The 19,612-nt window shown below is 66.1% G+C and carries 15 protein-coding genes and 2 pseudogenes; 4 read left to right on the top strand and 13 right to left on the bottom strand.

All coding sequences use genetic code 11. From position 1 onward, the window contains the following. Window positions 1–19: 19 nt before the first annotated feature. The 3 genes from AC2VOG_RS08285 to AC2VOG_RS08295 are packed head-to-tail and all read right to left on the bottom strand — an operon-like array spanning window position 20 to window position 4,869. On the bottom strand, window positions 20–1,267 hold the full coding sequence (locus tag AC2VOG_RS08285) for a glutamate-5-semialdehyde dehydrogenase (RefSeq protein ID WP_486939432.1): 1,248 nt from the start codon (window positions 1,265–1,267) through the stop codon (window positions 20–22). Between the two features lie 21 nt (window positions 1,268–1,288). Then, complete coding sequence (locus AC2VOG_RS08290; RefSeq protein ID WP_486939433.1) at window positions 1,289–2,692, bottom strand: mechanosensitive ion channel domain-containing protein; 1,404 nt, start codon at window positions 2,690–2,692, stop codon at window positions 1,289–1,291. Beyond that, window positions 2,689–4,869, bottom strand: coding sequence for an adenylate/guanylate cyclase domain-containing protein (locus AC2VOG_RS08295; protein ID WP_486939434.1), 2,181 nt, complete (start codon window positions 4,867–4,869; stop codon window positions 2,689–2,691). Before AC2VOG_RS08295 ends, AC2VOG_RS08290 begins: the two co-directional genes overlap by 4 nt. Window positions 4,870–5,011: 142 nt before the next feature. Here AC2VOG_RS08295 and AC2VOG_RS08300 point away from each other — a divergent pair, with 142 nt between their 5' ends. Continuing rightward, window positions 5,012–5,866: a ribokinase gene (locus AC2VOG_RS08300; protein ID WP_486939435.1), complete on the top strand. Its 855-nt coding sequence runs from the start codon at window positions 5,012–5,014 to the stop codon at window positions 5,864–5,866. A gap of 461 nt (window positions 5,867–6,327) precedes the next feature. On the opposite strand, the gene AC2VOG_RS08305 is transcribed toward AC2VOG_RS08300, so the two are convergent. Further along, complete coding sequence (locus AC2VOG_RS08305; protein WP_486939447.1) at window positions 6,328–7,071, bottom strand: cutinase family protein; 744 nt, start codon at window positions 7,069–7,071, stop codon at window positions 6,328–6,330. Between the two features lie 281 nt (window positions 7,072–7,352). Then, a pseudogene (locus tag AC2VOG_RS08310) lies at window positions 7,353–7,486 on the bottom strand (diacylglycerol acyltransferase/mycolyltransferase Ag85A); the annotation flags it as partial. 134 nt (window positions 7,487–7,620) lie between these two features. Between AC2VOG_RS08310 and AC2VOG_RS08315 the strand changes: the two are divergent. Next, window positions 7,621–8,190 (top strand): annotated as a pseudogene (locus AC2VOG_RS08315) (hypothetical protein); the annotation flags it as partial. 88 nt (window positions 8,191–8,278) lie between these two features. Here the strand turns inward: AC2VOG_RS08315 and AC2VOG_RS08320 are convergent. From AC2VOG_RS08320 to AC2VOG_RS08330, 3 genes are all read right to left on the bottom strand, one after another. After that, window positions 8,279–10,321: an NAD(+) synthase gene (locus AC2VOG_RS08320; RefSeq protein ID WP_486939436.1), complete on the bottom strand. Its 2,043-nt coding sequence runs from the start codon at window positions 10,319–10,321 to the stop codon at window positions 8,279–8,281. Between the two features lie 61 nt (window positions 10,322–10,382). Beyond that, window positions 10,383–11,573 (bottom strand): PPE family protein, encoded by a 1,191-nt coding sequence (locus tag AC2VOG_RS08325; RefSeq protein WP_486939437.1) that lies wholly within the window; start codon window positions 11,571–11,573, stop codon window positions 10,383–10,385. A 76-nt stretch (window positions 11,574–11,649) separates the two neighbouring features. Next, on the bottom strand, window positions 11,650–12,864 hold the full coding sequence (locus AC2VOG_RS08330) for a PPE family protein (protein WP_486939438.1): 1,215 nt from the start codon (window positions 12,862–12,864) through the stop codon (window positions 11,650–11,652). Between the two features lie 368 nt (window positions 12,865–13,232). Between AC2VOG_RS08330 and AC2VOG_RS08335 the strand changes: the two genes are divergently transcribed. After that, a complete protein-coding gene (locus AC2VOG_RS08335; protein WP_486939439.1) occupies window positions 13,233–14,081 on the top strand; it encodes a Sir2 family NAD-dependent protein deacetylase in 849 nt (282 codons plus the stop codon). Here the strand turns inward: AC2VOG_RS08335 and AC2VOG_RS08340 are convergent. Continuing rightward, window positions 14,078–15,337 carry a cytochrome P450 gene (locus AC2VOG_RS08340; RefSeq protein WP_486939440.1) on the bottom strand — a complete coding sequence of 420 codons (1,260 nt, stop codon included), beginning with the start codon at window positions 15,335–15,337 and terminating at the stop codon, window positions 14,078–14,080. The two genes, AC2VOG_RS08335 and AC2VOG_RS08340, sit on opposite strands and share 4 nt — an antisense overlap. Before the next feature lie 100 nt (window positions 15,338–15,437). On the opposite strand from AC2VOG_RS08340, the gene AC2VOG_RS08345 reads away from it, so the two are divergent. Next, complete coding sequence (locus AC2VOG_RS08345) at window positions 15,438–16,076, top strand: TetR/AcrR family transcriptional regulator (RefSeq protein ID WP_486939441.1); 639 nt, start codon at window positions 15,438–15,440, stop codon at window positions 16,074–16,076. Here the strand turns inward: AC2VOG_RS08345 and proB are convergent. The 4 genes from proB to rplU form a co-directional block, all read right to left on the bottom strand. Then, a complete protein-coding gene (proB, locus tag AC2VOG_RS08350; RefSeq protein WP_486939448.1) occupies window positions 16,073–17,179 on the bottom strand; it encodes a glutamate 5-kinase in 1,107 nt (368 codons plus the stop codon). The two genes, AC2VOG_RS08345 and proB, sit on opposite strands and share 4 nt — an antisense overlap. Beyond that, entirely contained in the window at window positions 17,172–18,611 is a 1,440-nt protein-coding gene (obgE, locus tag AC2VOG_RS08355; protein WP_486939442.1) for a GTPase ObgE, read from the bottom strand. Before obgE ends, proB begins: the two co-directional genes overlap by 8 nt. A 94-nt stretch (window positions 18,612–18,705) precedes the next feature. Continuing rightward, window positions 18,706–18,969, bottom strand: coding sequence for a 50S ribosomal protein L27 (gene rpmA / locus AC2VOG_RS08360; protein ID WP_486939443.1), 264 nt, complete (start codon window positions 18,967–18,969; stop codon window positions 18,706–18,708). Between the two features lie 16 nt (window positions 18,970–18,985). Continuing rightward, window positions 18,986–19,297 carry a 50S ribosomal protein L21 gene (gene rplU, locus AC2VOG_RS08365; protein ID WP_486939444.1) on the bottom strand — a complete coding sequence of 104 codons (312 nt, stop codon included), beginning with the start codon at window positions 19,295–19,297 and terminating at the stop codon, window positions 18,986–18,988. Window positions 19,298–19,612 lie beyond the last annotated feature (315 nt).

Consider the following 19,612-nt stretch of genomic DNA (forward strand, 5'->3'; position numbering starts at 1 on the left):
TGGGTTCTCCTCAGCGATGTCAGGCCGGACGGGTCTGGCCGTCTCCCCAACCGATCCACTTGGTCGAGGTCAGTTCAGCAAGCCCCATCGGGCCGCGGGCGTGCAGCTTCTGGGTGGAGATGCCGATTTCGGCACCGAACCCGAACTGCTCACCGTCGGTAAAGCTCGTCGAAGCGTTCACCATCACTGCGGCCGCATCGACACCTTCGGTAAAGCGTTGCGCGGCAGCCATGTTCGAGGTCACGATGGCTTCGGTGTGGCCGGTGCCGTATTCGTTGATGTGGGCGATGGCGGCGTCGACACCGTCGACGACTGCGACGGCGATCTCCATTTCCAGGTACTCGCGGCGCAGGTGGTCGTCGTCGGGATCCAGATGTACGGCGACACCGGCGGCCTGCAACGCGTTGACCAGTCGCGGCATGGCGTGGTCAGCGATCGCCCGGTCGACCAGTAACGTCTCGGCGGCGTTACACACGCTGGGCCGACGGGTCTTGGAGTTCAACAGGATTCGCTCGGCCATGTCGAGGTCGGCGGCATCGTGGACATAGACGTGGCAGTTGCCGACACCCGTCTCGATCGTCGGCACCTGCGAGTCGCGGACCACCGCGTCGATCAGGCCGGCGCCGCCGCGCGGGATGACCACGTCGACCAGTCCGCGGGCCTGAATCAGATGTGTGACCGACGCGCGGTCTTCCGACGGGATCAGTTGCGCAGCATCAACGGGCAGGTCCTCCGCGCGCAGTGCGTCGCGCAGCACGGCGACCAGCGCCGTGTTGGAGTGCACGGCCGAAGCGCTGCCGCGCAGCAGGGCGGCGTTGCCGGATTTGAGTGTCAGACCGAACGCGTCGACGGTGACGTTGGGCCGGCCTTCGTAGACGATCCCGACCACGCCGAGCGGGACACGCTGCTGGCGCAGGGCCAGCCCGTTGGGCAGCGTGTAGCCGCGTAGCACCTCGCCCACCGGGTCGGGTAGGCCGGCCACCTGACGCAGGCCCGCGGCGATGCCCTCGACGCGCTTGGGGTCCAGTGCCAGCCGGTCGAGGATGGCGGTCGGCGTGTTCGCAGCCCGCGCCGTGTCGAGATCCTCAGCGTTGGCGGCCAGGATCCGGTCGGTGTTGGCGACCAGCGCGTTCGCGGCGACGTGCAGCGCTTGGTCCTTGGCGACGGTCGGCAGTGACGCCAGAACTCGAGCCGCCACCCGGGCCCGGCGCGCCGCGTCATGCACCCGCTGGCGCACGTCGGTCGCCGAGAAGGCATGGACGCTCATTAACCCAGGGTAGCGGGCAATCTAGCACCGGGTGGAGACGGCCCCAATGGGCGATGACTCGCTGCGGCGGTCTTCGATGATCCGGCCAAATTCCTGCATTAGTAAAGGTGTCCGGAGCACCAGATCTTCAATGTGCTCGCGATCGATCTCAAGTGCGGTCACCTCCTCCAGCGCATACGCGCCGGCCACGCTCGGCTGCCGGGTCAGCGAGCTCAACCCGAGGAACGAGCCTTCTTCCAGAAGGCTCAGCGGCGTCACCGATCCGTCCTCGTTGGTCGCGGTCCGCCGAATGCTGCCGTTGATCACGAACGTCATCGCCGTGGGCACTTCCCCGGCGTACTGCACGATTTCGTCGGCGCCATAGCGAACCATCCTCGCGTGCGGGATCACCAATTGCTGATCGGTGACACTCAGCCGCAATGCGGGCGCCACGACACGGCGCATCGCCGCCTGGACCCGGGCCGGCGTGGAGAAGTCGTCGACCACGTCGTCCAGGTGCAGCCCCGCGCGCCGGGCCGCATACCAAATCCACCGCAGGAAGGTCGTTTTGGCGGCGCCGTCGTCGGCGGGCGACTTCAACGCGATGCTGACCTGATACTGACCCGGACCAACGACCGACGACGTCGGCACGACATCCCTTTTGCGTTGCGGCAACGCAGTTGCCACCCGCACCAGCAGGCGACACACCCGGTCGGGGGGATCGGCGGGTGAGAACGCGGTGCTGATCGACAGCTTGTGCGAGCCCGGCGGGCGACTCATGTTGGTGAACGAGGTAGCGGCCAGCACCGAGTTCGGTGTGATCTGCAAGCCGTGGCCGGTCTGGATGTGCACGGCGCGCCAATTCGCTTCCACGATGCGTCCGCGGGCGGCCGGCGTGTCCAGCCAGTCGCCGATCCGGAACGGCTGTTCGAACAGCATGAACAACCCGGACACGATCTGGCCGACGGAATTCTGCAACATCAGACCGATGACCACCGACGTCACGCCGAGTGCGGTGAACAGGCCGCCGACCCGCACTCCCCAGACGTAGGACAAGATCAGCGCGAGACCCACTGCGATCAGCAAAAACCTTGTCACGTCCCGGAATATCGCCGGAACCCGTTTGCGCCAAGAGCTTTCCGGCGCTCCCTCGAACACCGTGGCATTGAGCCCAGACAACACCAGCAACAGCAACACGAAGCCGAATATCGTCGCCAACAGCCGGACTGAGTCGACGCGCGCGGGCACCTGCGCCACCTTGACCAGCAGTAGGAGCAACGCCGCCAGTGGCACCAGGTAGTTGCGCAACAGGTCGACCGGCCGTGCCAGGGCGCTCTGTCTGCGCGTGAGGAACTGGTGCCATTCGGTCAGACCGATCAGCAGCAACGGTAATCCGACCGCCAGCCCGACGGCCCAGTACAACCACCCCGGATCGACAATGGTCATTTGCGGTCCGCCAATTTCCAGACCGGCTGTTCGGTGCCGCCGACCGTGACGGTCCCCACGGCGGTGAATTGTCGGATGTCGCGCATCACCTCGTAGACGTCGGTGGTGACGAAGATTCCGGACTCGGTTGCTCCGCTGCGCATCTGGTGAGCCAGATTGACCGCAGCACCCCACAGGTCATAGATGACGCTGGATCTGCCGACCAGTCCGCTGATCACGTTGCCGGTGTTGACACCGGCCCGGATGCTCAGGTGGTAACCCTTTCCGCTGTTGAACCGCTCGATGATGCGCTGCATCTCCACGGCGAAGTCGATGGTTCGGGGCACGCTGTCCAGCCGCGGCACGTTCAGTCCGCAGCTGGCGAGATATCCGTTGTGCACGGTGCGAATCGGCTCGACGCCGAGGGCTTCGGCAGTCGAATCGAGTTCGCGTACGAGTTCGTCGATCGCCCCGACCAACTCTTCGCCCGACATGCCGTTAGAGATTTCGTCGAGGCCGATGATGTCGGCGAAAATCACGGTCACATCCTGGTGCTCCTGCGCGATGGTCTGCTCGCCGTCGCGATACCGCTGCGCGACCGCTTCAGGCATCAGCGAAAGCAACAGCCGGTCGTTCTCCCCGCGCTGTTCGGCGAGCAGCCCTTCCTTGATTTCCAGATTGCGGCTCATCGCGTTGAAAGCGATTGTCAGATCGCCGATTTCGTCGTGGGTGGTGACAGGTATCGCGACGTCGTAGTGCCCGGCGCTGATCTCCTCCGCGCCGGCGCGCAGTCGCCGGATGGGTCCCACGAAGCGTTGGGCGATCAGCATCGCGAGCACACACAGCACGAAAACCAGGATCGCGGCGGTGACCACCGTCGTGCGAGCGAACGACACCAGCCGTGAGTAGGCCTCTTCGCTGTCCCGGGTGGCCAGGATCGACCAGCGCAGATCCGAATTCGCAATAGTCACCGGGGCGTACGCGGCGAGTTCACGGTCACCCAGGTAGCCGGTGTCCATGACAGTTCCGCTCTGCCCGCGTTGCGCGGCGCGGAAGGCCTGAGTCTCTACGGGCTGCACCAGCGTGGTGCCATGCCACCGGATCGCCTTGGCGACAATGTCGGCCGGTGTCCCGGCCGCCACCGCGTCGCGCTGGTATTTCGCGGGGTCCTGCAAGAACAGCCGTGAATCGGACCGCATCAACCCGTCCGGGCCGGCCAGGTACGTCTCTGCCGTTGCACCCATGCCGGCGGCTTTCCAGTGCTGGTCGGCGGTCATGATCCGGTTGACCTTCGAGATCGGCAGCGGCAGCGCCATCACCCCGTCCGTCCTACCCGGCGCGCCTATCGGCGACACCAGCCACGCAATGGGCATTCCGCCGGATGCCTGAAACGGCTGGAAATCGGTGATCCAAACGAAGTCGACCGAGTCTGCGTTCATGGCTTTTTCGTACGCATCACGCAGATTCGAACCTCGATACGGCCCGGTGCGAATATTGGTGCCCAGCGCGGGCCCTTTGCTGAAGTTGTAGACCACGTTGCCGCGGGTGTCGAGCAACATGGCGTCGCGGTATTCGAACCGTGTTGCGATCTCGCCGAAATAGCTGTTGAAGCGCGCATTCGCCGCCGACCACGCGCTACCGTCGCCCGCGTCTTCGGGCGGGGTCTTACGGTCCGCTGCGGGAATGGTGTAGCGCAGTTGCAAATGGCGCTGCGCGTTGCTGCTGGGCAACAACGCGGACAGATCCAGCTTGATGCCGGCAGTCTGCTGGAAAGGCTTGATCACCTTGTCGGTGTAATACTGATCCAGTGCTTGTTGTTGACCGGGATCGCTTGGTGCATCCGCTAATTGGTCGAATCCGGCGGTGAATGACTGCATGGCTTCGTCGGCGGTGAGCCCGCGACTGTAGATCGCCAGTGAATTCGACAGATCGGCGAAAAGCATTTCGATCGCCCGTTTCTGACCCTCACGCAACTGGGTCATGCGTTCGGCCGCAATGGGCAGCAATGTGCGTCGACCCGAGACGTAGGTGACGGCACCGATGACCGCCAGCGACGCCAGGCTGGAAACCAGCAGCATCACCATGATTTTGGATTGGATGCTCAATTTCGGCAGCCACCGGCGAAGATGCCGCCGCTCAGTACCGAACCGCGCCGGTTGATCGTCCGGTGCGGGATCAGCTGAGCCCTGCGGCGTCAATCGGCGTCCTTTCGCGGCCAGGCCAAGAAGCCCAGATCACGCAGCAGAATATCGTCTCCTGAGCGGTGAGAACGGTTTTGCCGAAAACCGTTATCAACACGATGTTTGTGTATCCGGGCGCTTCTGAAATAGCGTCGGTGGAATGACGCGCGTTTGTGTGGTGGGCAGCGTGAACATGGATATCGGGTTCGATGTCGGCACACTGCCCCGTCCGGGCGAGACGGCGTTGGCGTCCTCGATGCGCTCGACACCGGGCGGCAAGGGCGCAAATCAGGCCGTCGCGGCGGCGCGCGCGGGTGCGACGGTGCAGTTCGTCGGCGCCGTCGGCGACGACGCGGCGGCCGACCAGTTGCGCGAGCACCTCAACGCAAACGGCGTAGGAACCGACGGGCTGATCACCATCCCGGGGCGCAGCGGCAACGCGGTCGTCATCGTCGACGCAGGCGGTGAGAACGTCATCGTCGTCGCGCCGGAGGCCAACGGCCGGCTGACGCTGGACTCGGCGGGGCGCAATCTGGTCGCAGACAGCGATGTGTTACTGCTGCAGTTGGAGATTCCGCTCGCCACAGCGACCGCGGCGGCCAGCGAGGCGCATGCCGCCGGGGTGACCGTCATGCTCAACGCGTCACCGGCGGGTGGTGACCAGGCCGAGCTGGCCCGGCTTGCCGAGCTGACCGATGTGTTGGTCGTCAACGAATCCGAAGCTGCACAATGGCTTTGGCCCGTCCGGCACAAGGTGACCACGCTCGGCGCCCGCGGCGCGGGCTACACCGGCCAGAACGCGGACTTCACTGTGGCCGCTCCCGAGGTAGCTGCACTCGACACATCGGGTGCCGGCGATGTGTTCGCTGGTGTGCTGGCGGCGAACTGGGCCGGCGACCGGGACCTTGCATTGCGCCGCGCCTGCGCTGGTGGCGCACTCGCGACGCTGGTGCCCGGGGCCGGGGATTGCGCGCCGTCCGCCGCGGCGATCGATGACGCGATGCTGCCGGGTTGATCATCATCAGAAAACCGTCGGTAGCACACCGATAACGAGATGACGTCAACCGCGACGGCTACGCCGTCCTTCCATTGCTCGCCGACCAGCACGGCGACCAGTCGGCGGTGTACATCTGCCATGGCGTCGACATCGTGGGAGGTCGATTTCGCCAGCTCGCAATCCCCGGACAGCGCCATGTCGTGCACAACTCGAGCCATCTTGACTGCGTCGACCACCGCGGCCAGATCCGTCGCGGCCGGTGTCCGCATTGACAGCAACGACAAGGTGGTCTCTTGCGCACTGGATCTCATCGCCGCGTCCTCGTCGTACCCGGCGATCAGCGCATCGGCGACGCCGAGATCGGCCTCCAGTACCGCGTGCGTGGCGTCATGCATCGTCTGACCCGCGATGGCGCACATCTCGGCGAGCTGTGCCGCAAACGTCGCGAGCTGACTCGAATGCGTGCATCGTCGCGCACCTCAGCTGCCGAAGCCCTGGTGCGCCGAAGCTCCGGCCATTTGCACGCCACCGACGCCCAGCCGGCTGGCGGCGAAGTCCACGCCCTGGCCAATCGAGCTTGCGTCGTCGGCATAGGTGCTGTGCGCGGCGAAGTTCAACCCGTCCGAGCAGACCGGGTCTTCCAGAACGCACACTCTGATGGTCTTGTCCTCATACAACGGACCGATGACGACCTGCGGCTGGCCGAGGAAGTTCATGGCGCGTACATTCGGCGTGCCGTACAGCACCACAGCGGCGACATGGTTGGCAATGCCGGGATCCAGGGGCTTGGGAATGGTCGCGCGATCGACGTCGTCGGGAATCGAATCCGGAACAGCCGGCGAGGTGACGAAGCCCATCACCGCTGCACCCTGGGAGTAACCGCCGAGCACCATCTTGGTGTTGGGACAACTGTTCGCCATCGAAACGATATGAGCACCAGCGTCTCTGATGCCGTCGAGACCGGTGGACCACTGATCACTCGCGGGATAGTTGACCGGGTACACGTCCATCGAACGCCCACCTAACCGCGACCGCAGGGCATCGGCGAACGCCTGGCCCGTCGGGCCGACGCCCGGTGGCTCCCCCGTGCCCCGGGCGAACACCACCTGGGTGTCCGGACACCGTTGAGCCGATGCGTTGGGGGCGCCAACACCGAAACTACCGAGGCTCAAGGCGGCCAGCACCGCGAGAACGAATGAACGAAAATGTACACGTGAAGTCATGCCGCCGAGATTCCCCTCTGAATTGTGTTGCAAACTTCGACTTTTCGGTTGATCTGAAATACCCAGCCGTTGGCTGGCTCTGTCATACACAAAGCCGGGCAGGACGACTTTGGACCAGCCACACCATGATCGAGTTTTGTCGTTCGGTCGACGTAGATCGCTCCACAACGGCTTCGTCGTGACGATCTGGTTGAGCGCCGCGCTCACAGCGCTGCTACTGAGCCGGTATCGTTCCTCCTATCCCCTTGTCCGAGAGCGGGTTTACCTACTTACGAGGCGTTTTATCCGCTGGCCCCCAACGTGTGTTGCATGTCCGGTTTCATGGCGTTCAGCTGAGCCCCCAGTAGCCCCAGCTGTGCATGCCATTCTGGTCGATGTTGAACGTCGCATTGTGGCCCCCGGCCGCGTCGTAGGCACGGCACCGGAGGGGCCGTGGTGATGGCTGCCCATCAGTCTGAAGACAGACCTACCTTTTTCACTACCTGTCAAACGCAAGGCCGGGGTTACCCCAAACCACGGCGGAGAAACGGCCGTTCGCGACTTTTTTTCTGTGAGGTTGCTGGATCTCGGTCCGAGGCGCCTCCGCTGGCCAACGCCGACGCGGTGTTCTTCATGTTCGACCCGCTGCGGGTCGAGGCAATTCGTGACCAGCTTCACGACCTGATCCCGCCCCAGGCATGGAGCGGCGGCGATCCGCGTTCGGTGCTGAGCAATCTTCTACTGGCGGTGGGCGGAGGCCGGCCGCGACTGGCTGTAATCATGGCGAAGTTCGATGTACTGCGTGCGCTCACTGCTGTCGAGGGATCGGCATGGAGCCGGGTGATGTCCAACGCCGGAGCAGCATTCATGCGGGACAGTTCGGCGTCTGGACGCTACAACGAGGCAGAAGGCCGCCTTCTGCACGAGGAAGTGCGCAGCCTGCTGCTGCGTTTGCACGGTGGGTCGATCGTTGCCGGCGTCGAAAACCCTTCGAGCGGAATCAGGTTGGATCATCGCTACTTCGCGGTCTCGTCGCTGGGACAGCCGCCGGTCGGAAACCGACTCAACCCCCGCGGCATTGCGCCGTTCCGCTGTATCGATCCATTGCGATGGGCGACGGCAAGCCTGGGAGTGCTGTAGACATCGTCAGGCGGGGTGTTGTCGCCGACGGTACACTGCCGGCCGAGCGAGTCAGCTTCGACGCGAATGCGATACCGGTCGGTTACGTTCAGTCCGCGGGGATATCGCGTTCGATCGCGTCGAGCCAGGCCCGCGCCGACATGTCCGACGGAGCGCGCCAGTCTCCCCGCGGCGACAACGCCCCGCCGTGAGACACCTTGGGCCCGTTGGGCATCGCCGAGCGCTTGAATTGGCTGAACGAGTAGAACCGCTGCACGAATATCTGCAGCCAGTGCCGAATCTCTTTGAGCGAGTATGAAGGCCGCTTACTCTCGGGGAAACCGGGCGGCCAATTGCCGCTGTCGGCATCGCCCCACGCGTGCCAGGCCAAAAAAGCGACCTTCGCCGGACGGAATCCGTACCGCAGGATGTGATACAGCGAAAAATCTTGCAGTGCAAAGGGTCCGACCTTCGCTTCGCTACGCTGCAACTCCTCTTCCTCGCCACTGGGCACAAGTTCGGGGGTGATCTCGGTGTCGAGCACCGACTGCAGCACCTTCCCCACCTCGGGTGGGAACTGCCCGGACGAGATCACCCAGCGGATCAAGTGCTGAATCAGCGTCTTGGGCACACCGGCGTTGACGTTGTAGTGCGACATCTGGTCGCCCACGCCGTAGGTGGACCAACCCAATCCCAACTCGGACAGGTCCCCGGTGCCCAGCACGATGCCGCCGCGCTGATTGGCCAGCCGGAACAGGTAATCGGTGCGCAGGCCGGCCTGGACGTTTTCGAACGTGACGTCGTAGACCTTCTCGCCGCGCGAGAACGGGTGGTCCATCTCCTTGAGCATCAACGACGCGGTCTCGGTGATGTCGATTTCGGCGAAGCTGACCCCGAGCGCGCGGCAGAGTTCGACCGCGTTGCGTTTGGTGTGCTCGCCGGTGGCGAAGCCGGGCAGCGTGAACGCCAGGATGTCGCTGCGCGGCCGCTCTTCCCGGTCCATCGCCCGTGCGGCGACGATCAGCGCATGCGTGCTGTCCAGCCCGCCGGAGATGCCGATGACCACCTTCGGAAAGTCCAAGGCGCGCAACCGCTGTTCGAGCCCGGCGACCTGAATGCTGTAGCCCTCGTAGCAGTCCTGCTGCAATCGCTGCGCATCGGCCGGCACGAACGGGAAGCGCTCGACGTTACGGCGCAAACCGATGTCACCGGCTGGCGGCTTCAGATGAAAGTTGACCTGCCGGAACGACTCTGCCGACGCGCGGTGGTGACGGCGATTGTCGTCGAAGGTGCCCACCCGCAGCCGCTCCGCACGCAGAAGTTGAAGGTCGACATCAGCGACACTGCGGCGCTCACCCCTGGGGAACCGCTCCGACTCGGCGAGCAGGACACCGTTCTCCCAGACCATGGTTTGGCCGTCCCACGCCAGGTCGGTCGTCGACTCTCCTTCTCCGGCAGCGGCATACACGTAGGCGGCCAGACACCGCTGCGACGCCGAGCGCGCCAACAACGCGCGGTCGTCGGCGCGACCGATGGTGATCGGGCTGCCCGACAAGTTGGCCAGCACGGTCGCGCCCGCCAGCGCCGCTTCGGCACTGGGCGGAATCGGCACGAACATGTCCTCGCAGATCTCGACGTGCAGCACCAAGCCGGCCACGTCGGTCGCCGCGAACAACAGATCCGGGCCGAACGGCGCGTCCACGCCGGCAACCCGGATGGTGCCGCGCTGGTCGTCGCCGGGTGCGACCTGGCGGCGCTCGTAGAACTCCCGGTAGGTCGGCAGATACGACTTGGGCGCCACACCCAGTACCGCGCCGCGGTGGATGACCACCGCGGTGTTGTAGATCCGGTGCCGGTGACGCAGCGGGGCACCGACCACCACTACGGGCAGCAGGTCGGTGGAGGCCGCAACGATGTCGCGCAGGGCGTCCTCGACCGTGTCCAGCAGCACGTCCTGCAGCAGGATGTCCTCGATGGAATAGCCGGACAACGTCAACTCCGGGAACACGGCGAGTGCCACACCGTCGTCGTGGCACAGTCGGGCCAGCCGCAACACCGATGCGGCATTGGCCGCGGGGTCGCCGATCGTGGTGTGCTGCGTGCACGCGGCAACCCGGGCAAACCCCTGGCTGTAGGCGTTGTAGAAGTCCATCGTGCCCCTATTGTCGCCCCGCGAGTGGCAGCTGGCGACTATCGGGGGTCGAGTTGGGCCGCTATCCCCCGAGCGTGGGGCGCGGCACGCGGTAGCGACGAGGCTTGATCCGGAAAGCGTTGTCGTCGACGCCGCGCCCGCCGCCGTGGTGAACCTGCCCGATCATCGGCAACCCTGACCGCTCTGACAGCTGCGGCTGCTCTACCCACGGCGGCAGGGCGCGGAAACCTGTCTCGGCGACTGTGATCGGTTCGGCGACGGTGCTTTCCGGCGGCATCGCCGCTGCCCAGTTCGGCGGAGCGGCCAGCCCTCCGACCGGAATTGCGCGGCCCGCGCTGGCGAGCACCGGTCCCGAAACACTCTGCGGTGCAGTCGTTTGCGCGGCCGATGCGACACCCTCCAACGGTCCGGCCAGCGCGGGCAGAAATTTCGCCTGCGTCCCCGACTGGACCAGTGCCTGAGCAAATTGGGCCGTCTGGAAGGTCGCGTAGGTGAACTGATACCCCGGAACCAGCGGTCCGGTAAGGGTATTGATGTCGGCGAAGACGGTGACAATCGACGGCGCCGAGCCATCGGCCGCCGACGTGTTCGCGGCTCCGCCCGATGCGAGGCTCTGCAACTGCGCAGGCATCGCTGCCAGCAGCTGGGACAGGGCCGTCTGAGATTGATCGGCAGAGGTACCGGCGACCTGGGAAACCGCGGCACCTTGGGTGAAATGCTCCGCCGTGCTCGTCGTGGGCGGTGGCTGGTCGAACGGCGGCAAGGCCGCCGCCGAGGAGGCCGATCCGGCGTAGTTGTACATCGCCGCGGCATCTTGAGCCCACATTTGGGCGTACACAGTTTCGGCGGCCGCGATGGCCGGGGTGTTCTGCCCGAAAAAGTTGGTCGCCATCAGCATCGCCAGGAGGGCGCGATTGGCCGCGACCACCGTCGGCGGAACGGTTGCGGCGAAAGCCGTTTCGTAAGCGGCCGCTGCCGCTCGGGCCTGGCTTGCGGCCTGCCCGGCCTGCCGGGCGGTCGTCGTCGCCCACGCCAGGTAGGGCGCACTCGCGGCCGTCATCGCAGCCGAGGAAGCGCCGGACCAAACGCCCTGCAACTCGGAGATCACCGCCGAGAAGCCGGCGGCAAACGTCTCGAGCTGGGCGGCCACGCCGGCCCACGCCGCGGCCGCGGCCGACATCGGACCCGAACCCGGGCCGGCATATATTCGGGCCGAGTTGATCTCAGGCGGCAACGCCCCGAAATCAAGCACCGCTTCCCCTTTTTCAGCTGCAACTTTTGGGCCGACAAGCCTTGCCTGCCGTGAATGGATTCGGGCGGAAAGACGTTCAGCCGCCCAACGCAGGGCGGGGCATCTTGAATCGGGCCGATTGGACACGCAAGATGTTGTTGACGGTGGGACGTGACCACATACCGGGTTGCTGGGCCATTCCGACCATTGGTGCACCGGACATGCCCCCCATGGTCGGGTCCGACGCCGGAACAGCCGCGAGGTCCATCTCCGACAGCCACCGCGGCAGTCCGCCCGTGCTGCCCCCCGGGGTTGCCGACGCCCATGTCTGCGGGACCGACAGTCCGCCGATCGGCTCGGCCTTGCCGAGACCGGCGAGCACAGGTCGTTCCGTGCCCTCAGCCACCCAGGCCTGGGCCGCGGCTTTGGCGCCGCCGGCGGCCCTACCCGCCTCTGCCGCGCCTTCCTCGGCGATCTTGGGCAGGTCCTGCGCCTGCAGACCGGTGCGGTAGACCTGGGTGAAGAAGCTTCCGGCGCTGCTGGCCGTGCGAGTGAAAGCCGCGCTGAGGCCCGCCGGGCCCGTCAGCGTGTTGAAGTTACCGATACCAGTGAGAATCGATGATGACGGGTCGGTGGCGGCCGTCGACGCCCCACTGGTCGCCAGGTTCTGCAGCTGGTTGGGAACCGACGCCAGGAACTGAGACAACGCCGACTGCGCGGTGGTCGAGCCGGAACTGCCGACGGCCTGTGTTACGGCGGCGGCTTGAGCGGAGTGCGCTGTTGCCGTTGTAGTTTCGGGCGGCTCGGTGAACGGCGACACCGCGGTTGCGGCGGAGGACGCCGCCGCATAGCCGTACATCGCCTGGGCATCCTGGGCCCACATGTCGGCGTAGGCAGTCTCGACCGCGGCGATGCGGGCGGTGTACTGGCCGAAGATGTTGGCCATCACCAGCGCCGTGTACTGCGCGCGGTTGGCCGCGACCAGGGCCGGCGGCACGGCCGCGGCGAAAGTCAGCTCGTAGGCCGCGGCCGCGGCCCGCGCCTGACCGGCCGTTGCCTCCGCTGTCTCGGCCGCCGCCGCCAGCCATTCGACGTAGGGTGCGGCCGCATCGGCCATCGCCGTCGAGGCGCTTCCCGACCACGCTTCGCCTTGTAGGCCCGAGATCACGGTGGCGTACCCGCGAGCGATCGACTCCAGTTGACCGGCGGTAGCCTGCCAGGCCGACGCGGCGGCCATCATGGGACCCGATCCCGGACCCGCATAGAGCCTGCCCGAGTTGATCTCGGGCGGCAGTGCGCCGTAATCGAGCACTGGCGGTACTCCTTTCCGATGAGCCACAACGGCCCCTAGTCCGACCTCACCACCCTGAGTCGCCGGCGCTGTGGGCCCTGCGCTGAAAGTAATACGGCGCCATGGTCATTCGCACCCGGGCGCGAACTCGCTGACCGCCTGCGGCGGCAGCGTCAGCAAAACCCAAGGACAGCATCGCCGATCCCTCTGAGGCCAAAGCAGCTGAGAAACAACCTATTACGAGCAGCCCATCTTCGGGTGTCGGATCGGACGCGACATAGACAACACATAAACTTGGTTGGAATCTCAGTGATCGCAAAACGGCGGGACAACCGACTCTTTCGTCCGCTCGTCGGCGGGCAACCGGGCCTGATCCGTACCATCGAAGGGTGACAGCTGTGCGCGCGCAGGCTCCGGAGCTTGTCGCTGCCCTGACCGGTCGCCGCATCGCCGTGCTGACCGGAGCGGGGCTGTCGACCGACTCCGGCATCCCCGACTACCGCGGGCCGGACTCGCCCCCGAGCAACCCGATGACGATCCGCCAGTTCACCACCGACCCGGCCTTCCGGCAGCGGTACTGGGCCCGCAACCACGTCGGGTGGCGACACATGGACGACACCCGGCCCAACGCCGGACACCGCGCGGTCGCGGCACTCGAGCGCGCCGGTGTCGTCAGCGGTGTCATCACCCAGAACGTCGACCTGCTACACACCAAGGCCGGTAGTCGCAACGTGGTCAACCTGCACGGCACCTACGCGCGGGTGGTCTGCCTGAGCTGCGGCCACACCATGACCCGCGCGGCACTCGGCGACCAACTCGACGCGCTGAACCCGGGCTTCGCCGAGCGGGCGCAGGCCGCCGGCGGACTCGCGGTGGCGCCCGATGCCGACGCCGTCGTCGCCGACACTGCCTCGTTCCGCTACCTCGACTGCCCCTCGTGCGGCGGCATGCTCAAGCCCGACATCGTGTACTTCGGCGAAAGCGTGCCCAAAGAGGTAGTTCAGCAGGCGTTTTCGCTCGTAGACCATGCCGAGGCGTTGTTGGTCGCCGGTTCGTCGTTGACGGTGTTCTCCGGCTACCGGTTCGTACGCCACGCCGCGGCCCTGGGCATGCCGATCGCCATCATCAACCGCGGGCCCACCCGCGGTGACGAGCACGCCCATGTCAAGGTCGACGGCGGCTGCTCGGAACTGCTGACGTTGTTGGCCGAGGAACTGTCGCCCGCCGCCGCGCGCTAAAACGTGCAGGGCATGCTGCGGATGCCGTGAATGAAGTTGCCCGCCAGATACACCGGATCGCCCGCCTGGATGTCGGGCAGCTGATGCAGCAGCTCACCGAGGATGGCGCGTAGCTGCGCTCTGGCCAGGTTCGCGCCCAGGCAGAAATGCACACCACCGCCGCCGAAACCGACATGCGGGTTGGGGTTGCGACTCAGGTCGAGGCGCTCGGGCTGCTCGAACACCTCGGTGTCGAAGTTGCCCGACGAATAGAACATCACGACCTTCTCGCCGGCCCGCACGCTCTGAGCGCCGATCTCGACATCCCTTGCCGCCGTGCGGCGAAAAGTCATCACCGGGGTCGCAAACCGGATGAACTCCTCGACCGCCCCGCCGATTCGGCTCTCGAAATCCTCCGACAGCCAGTCGCGTTGGTCTCCGAAGTCGGTCAAAGCTCTCAACGCATGGCTGGTGGTCTGGCGGGTGGTGTCGTTACCGGCCACCGTGAGCAACACGAAGAACGCGGCGACGTCGGCGTCGGCCAATCGGTCCCCGTCCACCTCGGCGTTGACCAGCGCGCTCAGTAAGTCCTCACCGGGATGCTCGCGGCGCTCCCGGGCCAGCATCCCGGCTACCTGGTGCACATACGTCTGCGCCTCCAACAACACCTCCATCGGGTGGCGGCCGTTCAGGTACTCGGGGTCACCGGAGGACACCATGGCGTCGGCCGCGTGCGCCAGCTTTTGCCGCTCCGACTCGGGGATGCCCACCATGTCCGACAGCGTGCGGATAGGCAGTTCCTTGGCGCAGAGGTCGACGAAGTCTGCGCCGCTGCCGGCGGCTTTGAGTTCCGCCACGATGGTCTTCGCGTTCGCCTTGATCGAGTCCTCGATGCGGCGGACCTGACGAGGGGTGAAGGCAGCGCTGACGAGCTTGCGCAAAAACGTGTGCCGCGGCGGGTCCATGGCCAGGAAGGACTGCGAGGCTTCGAGCAGTTCCACCGGGAAGTTCTCGAACATGACGCCTTGGCCCGACAGGAACGACTCGTTGTCACGGCTGACCGCGACGATGTCGTCACGACGAGTGACCGCCCAGTAGCCGGGGTCGTCAGGGGACGGCAGTATGGCGTCTTCCACCGGCGGATGCCAACTCACCGGGCGAGCGGCCCGCAATTCCGCGAACGACTGCTCGCGCTGCTGAGCACTGGTCGACCAGAACGCGCGGGACGACAGGTCGACGGGGTCGTAGGCACGGGGGCTGGCGGCCGTCGCGGTCATGGGCGAGTCCTCTATCGGCTATGACGCCGGTCACAGTTTGGGAAACACCGACGACCCTAAACTGGACACTGTGTCTAGTCAAGATGTCATACTTTCGCCTGTGCCCTCAGTGACCCGCAAGCCGCAGGCCAAGCGGCGGGAGCGTCGCGAGCAGATCGAACGCCGGCTGCTCGACGCGACCGAACGCCTGATGGGCGACGGCGCGAGCTTCACCGAACTGTCCGTCGACCGGCTGGCAGGCGCGGCCGGGATGTCGCGGGCCAATTTCTACATCTATTTCGAGGACAAGGGCGATCTGCTGCGGCGGCTGGCCGGTCAGGTGTTCGGCGAACTGGCCGACAATGCCGAGCTTTGGTGGGGGGTGGCCTGGCGTCACGATCCCGACGATGTCCGGGCCGCGATGGCCGGCATCATCGCCAGTTATCGGCGTCATCAGCCGGTGCTGGTGGCGCTCAACGAAATGGCCGGTTACGACCCGCAGGTCGCGGCGATCTACCGCGAACTGCTCGCCGGCATCTCCGGCCGGCTCACGCAGGTGATCGAGGACGGCCAGGCCGACGGCACGATCCGCCCCGAGCTACCCGCGGCCGCCGCGGCCAGCACGCTCAGCTGGATGGTAGAGCGGGCCTGTCAGCAGAACCTGCCGCACAGTCCGCCCGACTACGACGCCGAGCTCGCCGCTACGCTGACCGAGATCGTTTGGGGAGCTTTATATTTGAAACCGATTCCGAAGAGTTAGACGGCGACCAGGTCGTCGGCGTGCACCGCGGGCCGACGCAGCTCGGCGGGCAGGTCAGAAGTCGACCGGCCGATCATCGTGGCCAATTCGGCGGCGTCGTAAGCGACGACTCCGCGCGCCACCAGCACCGCGTCGGGCCCGGTCAAGTCGACGACGTCACCGCCGTGAAAACGCCCCGCCAATGCGGTTATACCGGCGGGCAACAACGAACGACGTTGGTCGAGAACAGCATTCACCGCTCCACGGTCGAGGGTCAGCACACCGGCGGACTCGGCGGCATAACGCACCCAGAAGCGGCGCGCCGACATGCGGTTGGGCCGCGCAGCGAACACCGTGCCCACCGAGGCGTCGGCCAACGCAGCTTCGGCGGCGGCCGCGGCCGCCAGCAGCACCGGCACGCCGGCGTCGGCGGCCAGCAGCGCCGAAGACAGTTTGGACGCCATGCCGCCGGTGCCCAGGCTGCTACCCTGGCCAGCGATGACACCGTCCAGATCATCGGGCCCGGAAACCTCTGGGATGAAATGGCTTTCAGCAGACTTGCGCGGATCGGCGTCGTAGAGGCCGTCGATGTCGCTGAGCAGGATCAGCGCGTCGGCGCCAACCAGATGAGCCACCAGCGCCGAGAGTCGGTCGTTGTCGCCGAACCGGATCTCGTTGGTGGCCACGGTGTCGTTCTCGTTGACGATCGCGACCGCGTGCAGGGCGCGCAATCGGTCGAGGGTGCGCTGAGCGTTGTTGTGCTGCACCCTCATCGACACGTCGTGCGCGGTGAGCAACACCTGACCGACATTGCGCCGGTAGCGGGCGAAAGCGCTACTCCACGCGTTGACCAAGGCCACCTGGCCCACACTGGCGGCGGCCTGCTTGGTGGCCAGGTCGGTGGGCCGCTTAGTCAGTCCCAGTGGCTCGATGCCCGCGGCGATCGCGCCCGAGGACACGATGACGACGTCGGAGCCCGCCTTCATCCGGGCTTCGATGGCGTCGACGAGACCTGCCAGCCGGCTCGCGTCGAACATGCCGGTCGACGTGGTCAGCGCGGTGGTACCGACCTTGACAACGACGCTGCGCGCGGTCCGAACCGCCTCGCGGGCAGCACTATTCATCATGCTCGCGGCGTTGCTTGCGGGCGGCCTTGCGCTCATCGGCGCCGACCCGGTCGTTGTTGTCCAGCCGGGGGTCGGTGCCGCGTCTGGTCATAATGGTGTCGATGCCGGACGGCGTCGCAGGCTCCCAGTCGAACGTGACGTCGCCGATGGTGACCGCGCAGCCGGGGCGGGCGCCCAGCTTCGTCAGCTCGTCTTCGACACCGAGGCGGGCCAGCCGGTCACCGAGGTAGCCGACCGCCTCGTCGTTGTCGAAGGCGGTCTGGGCAATCCAGCGTTCGGGCCGGCGGCCGCGGACCACGAATCCACCCTGCCCGTCGGACGCCACGCTGAAGCCCGACTCGTCGACCGGGACCGGGCGAATCACCGGTCGCCGCGGCACCACCACGGGCTGGGCAGCCTTGTGCGCTGCGACCATGTCGGCAAGCCCGAAGATCAACGGCTGCAAACCTTCTCGGGCGACTGTCGACACGATGAAAACCGGCCAGCCGCGTTCGGCGATCTCGTCGCGAACGAACTCGGCCATCTCGCGCGCCTCCGGCACGTCGACCTTGTTGAGCACCACCGCGCGTGGGCGTTGCACAAGGTCACCCAGCGTCGTATCCCCTTGCAGGGTGGGGGTATAGGCGGCCAGCTCGGCTTCCAGCGCGTCGATGTCGGAGATCGGGTCGCGGCCGGGTTCCGCAGTCGCGCAATCGACCACATGCACCAGCACCGCGCATCGCTCGATGTGGCGCAGGAAGTCCAGACCCAGGCCGCGGCCTTGCGACGCGCCCGGGATCAGGCCCGGCACGTCGGCGACGGTGAAGGTCCGATCCCCCGCCGAGACCACCCCGAGATTGGGGGCCAGCGTCGTGAACGGGTAATCGGCGATCTTCGGCTTGGCAGCCGAGATCGTCGACACCAATGAGGATTTACCCGCCGACGGGAACCCGATCAGCCCGACATCGGCGACAGTCTTGAGTTCCAGCGTGAAGTCGCGTTCTTCGCCCTTCTCACCGAGCAGCGCAAAGCCGGGCGCCTTGCGGGCGCGCGACGCCAGCGCGGCGTTACCCAGCCCGCCGCGACCGCCGGCGGCGGCTTCGAAACGAGTGCCGGCGCCGACCAGATCGGCAAGCATCCGGCCGTTCTCGTCGACCACGACCGTGCCGTCGGGAACCTTGATCTCGAGATCGGGGGCGGCGGCGCCGGCGCGGTTGCCACCCATGCCCTGCTTGCCCGACGCCGCGACGACGTGGGGATGGAAGTGGAAGTCGAGCAACGTGTGCACCTGCGGGTCGACGACCAGCACGATGCTGCCGCCCCGACCGCCGTTACCGCCATCGGGTCCGCCGAGAGGCTTGAATTTCTCGCGGTGGACCGAGGCGCAGCCGTGACCGCCGGAGCCGGCCCGCGCGTGGATCACGACGCGGTCGACAAACCGAGGAGCCATCGGAGAGTCCTTTCAACCGCCGAGTGTGGAAACTGCTGCAAGAATCAAGAAATAAGCCTCAACCTCGCAGTGGTTTCACACTCGCGAGAGAGACCTACTCCGGTCGCGCGGCCGAGACGATGTTGACCGTCTTGCGGCCGCGCTTGACGCCGAATTCGACGGCACCGGCTGCTTTGGCGAACAACGTGTCATCGCCGCCGCGGCCCACGTCGATGCCCGGGTGGAAGTGCGTGCCACGCTGACGGACCAAGATCTCGCCGGCCTTGACGATCTGGCCGCCGAACCGCTTGACGCCCAGTCGCTGCGAGTTGGAATCGCGACCGTTGCGTGAGCTGGAAGCGCCTTTTTTGTGTGCCATCTCTGTCGCCTCCTGGCTACTTGATTCCGGTGACCTTCAGGACCGTCAGCTGCTGACGGTGACCCTGACGCTTGTGGTAGCCGGTCTTGTTCTTGAACTTGTGGATGCGGATCTTGGGGCCTTTGGTGTGCTCGAGCACCTCGCCGGTCACCGCGACCTTGGCCAGCGCGGCGGCCTCAGAGGTGACGGTGGCGCCATCCACGACCAGGGCTACCGGCAGCGATACCTCGGCGCCGGGTTCGGAGTCGAGCTTCTCGACCTTGACGACGTCACCGACGGCTACTTTGTACTGCTTACCGCCGGTCTTGACGATTGCGTAGGTCGTCATGGTTACGTCTACCTCTTCTGCTTCGTGCGGGCGTCGCGCAGCGTCAACGCGCGCGGGCTCGTCGGGGGGTGTCAGCCAACTCCTTGGCCCGCTGGGCGGGCCAGCGGCCAGACGACAACTGGACAAGGGTACGTGACCAGCGGCTACAGGGTCAAACCGGCCGATCAGTGGGCAGGACCAGCAACGTCAGTGGACGGGCGGGCCGGCCGGCCGGGCCGCTGCTCGACGCCGACGAGGCGACTGCATGGTCACCGTGTCCAGCTGTTGGGCGTCCTCCGATTCGTCGTCGAAGTCGTCCTCGTCGTCCTCGTCTTC

The organism is Mycobacterium sp. TH-M11 (assembly GCF_057473725.1).